The following is a 6582-nucleotide window of genomic DNA, read 5'->3' as shown; positions in this document are numbered from 1 at the left end:
TTTCTTTTGGTTACTTTTCTTTACGAGTAAAGAAAAGTGACACCTCCATGTGCCCATGAGCCCGACGCCACTCCGCCTTTAGGCCCTGCAGACCTGAATCAGGTCCCTACAACAGCATGAGGTCCTACTGAAAACCAAATACCTCCATGCGCCCAAGAGCCCGACACCACCCCGCCTTTAGGCCCTGCAGACCTATCTCAACCGCCCAGCCATTGAACCCAAACGATGGAATGGAAATACGCCGAATGGATATCAAGGTTGAAGGAATCGACATTAACAAGAACACGCCGGCTCTGACTTCTTTTCCTGACTGCGCGAGCCGCCGGTTCACCAATGACGAGCCGGGAATCGCCACGCCGTTGGCGTACCTGGCTGAGCATAACGCTCAAGGTCAAATCGATCGCGTCGTGCCGGAAGCGACCGGCGGTTATGAGACGCGGGTCAGCATCGCACTGGCTGGCGCAGGACTTCCGATAGCGTTGGTCAATCCACCACGGTGAAGAGCGGTCGGCCATGGCAAAACACCATGGCCACTTGACACGATTGCTCTGCCTGCGAGGGGAGAGGGAGTAAACACAGTCGCCATTCCAAATGGTCTTGGCGTATCCGGTCTGCTTCGTTCAGCGCAGCGCCCGCATCTTGCGCCCGATCAAGCCACCTTGCCGCGCGCCGAGCGCCTGGCCAGCCAGCCCAGGATGCGCGGGATCAGCACCACCGCCACCGTCATGGCCAGGATGGTGGCCGAGATCGGCTGGGTCACGAAGACCGACCAGTCGCCCTGGCTGATCGACAGCGCATTGCGCAACTGCTTCTCGGCGATGGGGCCCAGGATCATGCCCACGATCACCGGCGCGGTGGGGAAGTCGAAGCGGCGCATGGCCATGCCCAGCACGCCGATCACGAACAGCAGCAGCAGGTCGAACCACGACTGGCGGATGCCGTAGGCGCCCAGGCCCGCGAAGATCAGGATGCCGCCGTACAGCAGCGGCGTGGGAATGCGCAGCATGCGCACCCACAGGCCGATGGCCGGCAGGTTCAGCACCAGCAGCATCACGTTGCCGATATAGAGCGAAGCCAGCAGGCCCCACACCAGGTCGCCCGAGGTCTGGAACAGCATCGGGCCCGGCTGCAGGTTGTAGTTCTGGAACGCCGCCAGCAGGATCGCGGTGGTGTTCGAGGTCGGGATGCCCAGCGTCAGCAGCGGGGCCAGCGTGGCAGTGACCGCGGCGTTGTTGGCGGCCTCGGGGCCGGCCACGCCTTCGATCGCGCCAACCGTGCCGAACTCGCCCTGGTGCTTGGACAGCTTCTTCTCGGTGGCGTACGACAGGAAGGTCGGGATCTCGGCGCCGCCGGCCGGGATCAGGCCGAACGGGAAGCCGATCACGGTGCCGCGGATCCAGGCCGGCACCGAGCGCTTCCAGTCCGACTTGGTCATCATGATCGAGCTGAGCCGGTTGAAGCTGCCGTCGGGCTGCGGGAAGAAGGCGTTGAACAGCGCCTCGCCCACCGCGAACAGCCCCACCGCGATCACCACGATGTCGATGCCGTCGTACAGCTCCTGCACGTTCATCGAATAGCGCGTCTGGCCCGACAGCGAATCCATGCCGATCAGGCCGATGCCCAGGCCCAGGAACAGGCTGGTCATGCCGCGCAGCAGGGACGAGCCCAGCACCGCCGACACCGTGGTGAAGGCGAGCAGCATGATCATGAAGTATTCGCCGGGACCGAACTGCAGCGCCACGTCGGCCGCCACCGGCGCGAACATCGACAGCAGCACCGTGCCGATCGTGCCGGCCACGAAGGAGCCGATGGCCGCGGTAGCCAGCGCCGGGCCGGCGCGGCCGCTCTTGGCCATCAGGTTGCCTTCCATCGCCGTGACCATGGTCGACGACTCGCCCGGCGTGTTCATCAGGATGGAGGTGGTGGAGCCGCCGTACATGGCGCCGTAGTAGATGCCGGCGAACATGATCAGCGCGGCGGTGGGTTCCACCTTGGCGGTCAGCGGCAGCAGCATGGCCACGGTCAGCGCCGGGCCGATGCCCGGCAGCACGCCGATGGCGGTGCCCAGGAAGCAGCCCACCAGGGCCCACATCAGGTTGATCGGCGTGACGGCGATGGCAAAGCCATGCATCAGCAGGTTAAGGGTATCCATGAATCAGCTCCGATCAGAACCCGGCGACGGGCAGCAGCGGCAAATTGATGCCGAGCAGGAATTCAAACAGCGCCCACATCGGCAACGTGATGCACAGGCCGATCAGGCCGTCGCGCAGGAAGCGCCGGCTGCCGTAGCCGCGCGCCACGCAGACCATCAGCAGGGTCGACGCGAGCACGAAGCCCAGCATGCCGATCAGCGCCATATTGGCCACCAGGCCGGCAGCCACCCACAGGAAGCCGCGGAAGTTATGCGGTGCCGAAGGCAGTTCGGCGTCTTCCTCGGGCATATTGCGAAAGCCGCCGCGAATGCCTTGCCAGGTCAGCGCGGCGCCGCATGCGGCCAGGCCGATGGCGACCAGCGTCGGCATGAAGCGCGGCGACAGGCCGGCATAGCCTTCGTCGCCGGAAATGCCCGGCAGGCCCAGGAAGAAGAAGAGGGAGAGCAGCAATACGGCAATGCCGATCGCCAGGTGCGAGGGTTTCATGGTTGGAAGTGGCTCCTTCATGCGGCGCCTGCGGTGGTGTTGGCCGACCCTTGGCTTGCCGCGGTTTGTCGCCCCGCTTGCGGCAGGGGCCCGGCGATTTGTAGTTTGGTTTTGGGTATCGCAGGTGGACACCGGGCCCCCGCCTGCTGCATGCGCTCCGGGTGTTACGGTGCGCCGCAGGCAGGGCCGACAGGTAAAGCGGTGAAACGGGTTGAAGCGGTGCGCAGGCGGTAAGGTGGGTTGCCCCTGGCGCTTACTTGGCCACGCCCAGTTCGCGCAGCGTGCCGCCCAGGCGTGCCGACTCGCTGTCGACGAACTTGCCGAATTCATCGCCGGTCAGCAGGAACGGGGTCCAGTCGTTCTTGGCCAGGGTCTCCTTCCACACCGGCGATTCGGTTGCCTTCACCACGGCGTCGACCAGGGCCTTGCGCTGCTCGGCGGTGATGCCCGGCGCGCCATACACGCCGCGCCAGTTGTAGATCTCGACGTTGATGCCCTGCTCCTTCAGGGTTGCGATGTCGGCGGTGCGTTCCTTGGACGTCACGGCCAGCGCGCGCATCTTGCCGCTCTTGATGAAGGGCAGGAACTCGGACACGCCGGCAATGCCGACCGTCACGTGGCCGCCCAGGATCGAGGCCGAGGCTTCGCCGCCGCCCTGGAACGGCACGTAGTTGATCTTCTTCGGGTCCACGCCGGATTCCTTGGCCACCAGGCCTGCCAGGATGTGGTCGATCGAACCCTTGGAGCCGCCGCCCCAGCTCACGCTGCCCGGATTGGCCTTGAGCTGCGCGGTCAGGTCCTTGATCGACTTCAGCGGCGACGCGGCCGGCACCGTGATCACCATGGTGTCGGCGAACAGGCGTGCCACCGGGGTCGCGTTCTTCAGCGTGACCGGCGGCTTGTTGGTTTCGATCGCGCCCACCATCACCGCGCCGGTGACGATCATCGCGTTGGGGTTGCCCTTGTCGGTATTGACGAACTGCGTCAGGCCGATGGTGCCGCCCGCGCCGCCCTTGTTGTCATAGGAAGCCGTCTTGGCGACGCCGGCGGCAACCAGCGCGGCGCCCAGCGAGCGGCCGGTCTGGTCGAAGCCGCCGCCCGGGTTGGCGCCGATCATGAACTTCACGCTGTCGAGCGCGAAGGCGGGAGCGGCAGCCACGGTGGCGGTGATGGCGGCCGAAGCCATGACGACATGGGCAAGGCGATGAATCGAACGACGCATTACGGTCTCCTGCTTTTTCTCAGAGGGTTGCCGGTGAAGGGGGGAGGCTGATATCGCTGGCCTGGCCCGACCCGGAGGCATCCGGCTGGCAGCGGAGCTTGCTGGCATGGACGGGAGAACTTCGCGGTGTGCCGGGGTTGGCCGGCCTGGCTGGGCGTTGTCTCCTGTCCTTTGCTGTGCTTGCATGCCGGACTTGTTCTTTGGCTTTTCTACGTGGTCTGGCCGGTGCGACGGCCATGGGGGCGATTTTAGGCGGGGGAAACTGTCAAAAGCCTGTCAATTTGACTGGAAATGGGGTGGGGTTTACACGGGGTTGGATGTCTGGGAAACCGGTCATTTGATAAAGCGTCCCGGAGGCATCCCGGAGGCATCCAGGAAATGTCCGAGGGAAATCCGGAAAACCCCGCCGGCAAGCAGCCTCACTCGCCGACCGGCAGCCGCAACACCGCCCGGACGCCTCGCCCCTGCGCCCCGTCCCGCAGTTCCACCGCCCCCCCGAAGCGCGCGGTCATCTCCCGGGAAATCGCCAGCCCCAGGCCGGATCCGGGCTCCGCGTGCCCGACCCGCCGGTAAAACCGCGCAAACACCTTCTCGCGCTCCTCGGCGGGAATGCCGGGCCCGTCGTCTTCGACCACCAGGCAGGCGCTGTCCTGGGCGCGCGCGGCGGAAAGCGTGATGCGGCTGCCGCGGGGGGAATACTGGATGGCGTTGTGGACGAGGTTGGCGAAGGCTTCGCGCAACAGCGCGGCATCGGCGCGTACCGGCAATACCAGCCCCGCCGGGCGCTCCCACCCGAAATCCTGCTGCTTGCCGCGCGCCAGCGGCAGGTAGTCCAGCGCCACCTGCTCGGCCACGGCGACGGCGTCGATCAGTTCCAGCGGTTCGGCGTCTCCCGGCGCATCGCTGCCCGGATGCTGCCGCACCCGCGCCAATGCCAGCAGCTGGTTGGTCAGCCGCGCGGCTTGTTCGAGCTGGGTGACGATGCCGCCAACCGCCTCCCTGGCGGCCTGCGGCGCGCGCGCGGGATCGGCGCTGGCGCAAAGCTGGCGCTGGGCGAATTCGGCTTGCGTCTTGAGGATGGCCAGCGGCGTGCGCAACTGATGCGCGGCATCGGCGATGAACTGGGCCTGGGCCTGCGTCATCGCGGCCGAGCGCGAGACGTGCCGGTTCACCGCGTCGACCAGCGGCTGCACTTCCACGGGCACGTGGTCGAAGGCCAGCGGGGTGAGGTCGTCGGCCGAGCGCGCTTCCACGTCGTCGCGCACGCGTGCCAGCGGGCGCAGCACATAGGTGATGCCGGCCACCAGGATGGAGGCGCTGATCAGGATCAGCAGCACGTCGCGCGCCAGCGCGCCGCGCCAGACGGTGGCGATCAGCTCGAAACGCGGCTCGGCGGTTTCCGCCACCTGCACGATGACGCGCATATGCGCGTTGGGGCGATACACCGGATGCGCCAGTACGGCGATGCGCACCGGGTCGCCGCGATAGCCGGCATCGTAGAAGCGCGGCTGGTTGCTGGCGATCTCCCCCTTGGGCAGCGGCAGGTCGTCGTAGCCGGTGACGGTTTCGATCTTGCCGTTGCGTTCGAGCGAGACGCGGTAGAACACATGGGTCTGGGCCGCGGTCTCGAACATTTCCATGGCGGCGTCCGGCAGCGCGATCTGCACGCTTTCGCCGGCCATGCCGATGGCGTTGTCGATGGCGCGTACCGAGCCGTACAGCGAGCGGTCGTAGGCGGCATTGGCGGCATCGCGCAGCGTGCCGTAGGTCAGCCAGGTGTCGAGCGCCATCATGGCCGCCAGCGCGGGCAACAGCAGCAGCAGCAACTGGCGGCGCAGGCTGCCCTGCAGCCAGCGCCGCAGCCAGTGGCGTGGCAGCCGGTGCAGCATCAGGCCTGCCCTTCCGGTTCCAGCAGGTAGCCGAAGCCGCGCAGCGTGACGATGGTCACGCCGTGGCCCGAGAGCTTCTTGCGCAGCCGGTAGACCAGCACCTCGATGGCGTCGGGGCTGACATCGGCGTCGAGCGAGAACACCTTGTCGAGCAGTTGCGCCTTGGTCAGCGGCTGGCCGCTCCTGGCCAGCAGCGCGCCCAGCAGGGTCGATTCGCGCGGCGTCAGCGCCAGCGGCACGCCGTCCAGCGTGAAGCTGCGGGTCTCGCCGTCGAACACCAGCGAGCCGCATTGCAGGCGCGGATGGGCACGCCCGCGGCTGCGCCGGATCAGGGCTAGGATGCGGGCCTCCAGCTCGGCGATGGCGAAGGGCTTGGGCAGGTAATCGTCGGCGCCCAGGTTTAGCCCGCGCACGCGCTCGTCGAGCGTGTCCTGCGCGGTCAGGATCAGCACCGGGGTGCGGTCGTCGCGCCCGCGCATGGACTTGAGCACGGCCAGGCCGTCCTTGCCGGGCAGGCGCAGGTCGAGCACCACCACATCGTATTCCTCGGCCATCAGGCGCGCCTCGGCCTGCAGGCCGTCGGCCACGTGCTCGATCACGAAGCCGCCCTGCTCCAGTGCGCGCGCCACCCAGCGCGCCAGTTCAATCTCGTCTTCTACCAGCAATAAGCGCACGCCGGTCCTCCCCTGCTCGATAAGCGTCCGTTTGCACGAGACCATGGCTTTGAATTCGCCGCCGGCAGCGCAGCCGCCGGCGCCACGGCGACTTGCCGCGGGGGCCTATAATACCTCCGCCCCGGGCCACGCGCGGCGAGTGCGCCCAGGCCCTTTCC

At 66.9% G+C, this 6582-nt stretch carries 6 protein-coding genes; 1 reads left to right on the top strand and 5 read right to left on the bottom strand.

The genetic code is table 11. The features are described 5' to 3' along the window. The first annotated feature begins 245 nt into the window (after nucleotides 1–245). Nucleotides 246–500: a hypothetical protein gene (locus tag P3W85_RS45660; protein WP_430869662.1), complete on the top strand. Its 255-nt coding sequence runs from the start codon at nucleotides 246–248 to the stop codon at nucleotides 498–500. A gap of 149 nt (nucleotides 501–649) precedes the next feature. Here the strand turns inward: P3W85_RS45660 and P3W85_RS31970 are convergent, their stop codons facing one another. From P3W85_RS31970 to P3W85_RS31950, 5 genes are all read right to left on the bottom strand, one after another. Continuing rightward, nucleotides 650–2152, bottom strand: a complete 1503-nt coding sequence (locus tag P3W85_RS31970) for a tripartite tricarboxylate transporter permease (protein WP_276267708.1) — start codon at nucleotides 2150–2152, stop codon at nucleotides 650–652. 13 nt (nucleotides 2153–2165) lie between these two features. Beyond that, nucleotides 2166–2639 carry a tripartite tricarboxylate transporter TctB family protein gene (locus tag P3W85_RS31965; RefSeq protein ID WP_276267707.1) on the bottom strand — a complete coding sequence of 158 codons (474 nt, stop codon included), beginning with the start codon at nucleotides 2637–2639 and terminating at the stop codon, nucleotides 2166–2168. Between the two features lie 253 nt (nucleotides 2640–2892). Next, nucleotides 2893–3861: a Bug family tripartite tricarboxylate transporter substrate binding protein gene (locus tag P3W85_RS31960; protein ID WP_017229312.1), complete on the bottom strand. Its 969-nt coding sequence runs from the start codon at nucleotides 3859–3861 to the stop codon at nucleotides 2893–2895. Between the two features lie 419 nt (nucleotides 3862–4280). Beyond that, on the bottom strand, nucleotides 4281–5750 hold the full coding sequence (locus P3W85_RS31955; RefSeq protein WP_276267705.1) for a sensor histidine kinase: 1470 nt from the start codon (nucleotides 5748–5750) through the stop codon (nucleotides 4281–4283). Beyond that, nucleotides 5750–6424 carry a response regulator gene (locus P3W85_RS31950; RefSeq protein WP_276267704.1) on the bottom strand — a complete coding sequence of 225 codons (675 nt, stop codon included), beginning with the start codon at nucleotides 6422–6424 and terminating at the stop codon, nucleotides 5750–5752. Before P3W85_RS31950 ends, P3W85_RS31955 begins: the two co-directional genes overlap by 1 nt. Between the last annotated feature and the right edge of the window lie 158 nt (nucleotides 6425–6582).

The sequence above is a fragment of the Cupriavidus basilensis genome (assembly GCF_029335485.1).
GTDB classification, from domain to species: Bacteria; Pseudomonadota; Gammaproteobacteria; order Burkholderiales; family Burkholderiaceae; genus Cupriavidus; species Cupriavidus basilensis_E.
The sequence above is the reverse complement of the archived record's forward strand: the minus strand, read 5'-3'. Positions and strand labels throughout refer to the sequence as shown.

Coding starts and splice junctions, on each gene's coding strand:
- P3W85_RS45660 (WP_430869662.1), top strand. CDS start 246: ATGGATATCAAGGTTGAAGGAATCGACATTAACAAGAACACGCCGGCT.
- P3W85_RS31960 (WP_017229312.1), bottom strand. CDS start 3,861: ATGCGTCGTTCGATTCATCGCCTTGCCCATGTCGTCATGGCTTCGGCC.
- P3W85_RS31970 (WP_276267708.1), bottom strand. CDS start 2,152: ATGGATACCCTTAACCTGCTGATGCATGGCTTTGCCATCGCCGTCACG.
- P3W85_RS31965 (WP_276267707.1), bottom strand. CDS start 2,639: ATGAAACCCTCGCACCTGGCGATCGGCATTGCCGTATTGCTGCTCTCC.
- P3W85_RS31955 (WP_276267705.1), bottom strand. CDS start 5,750: ATGCTGCACCGGCTGCCACGCCACTGGCTGCGGCGCTGGCTGCAGGGC.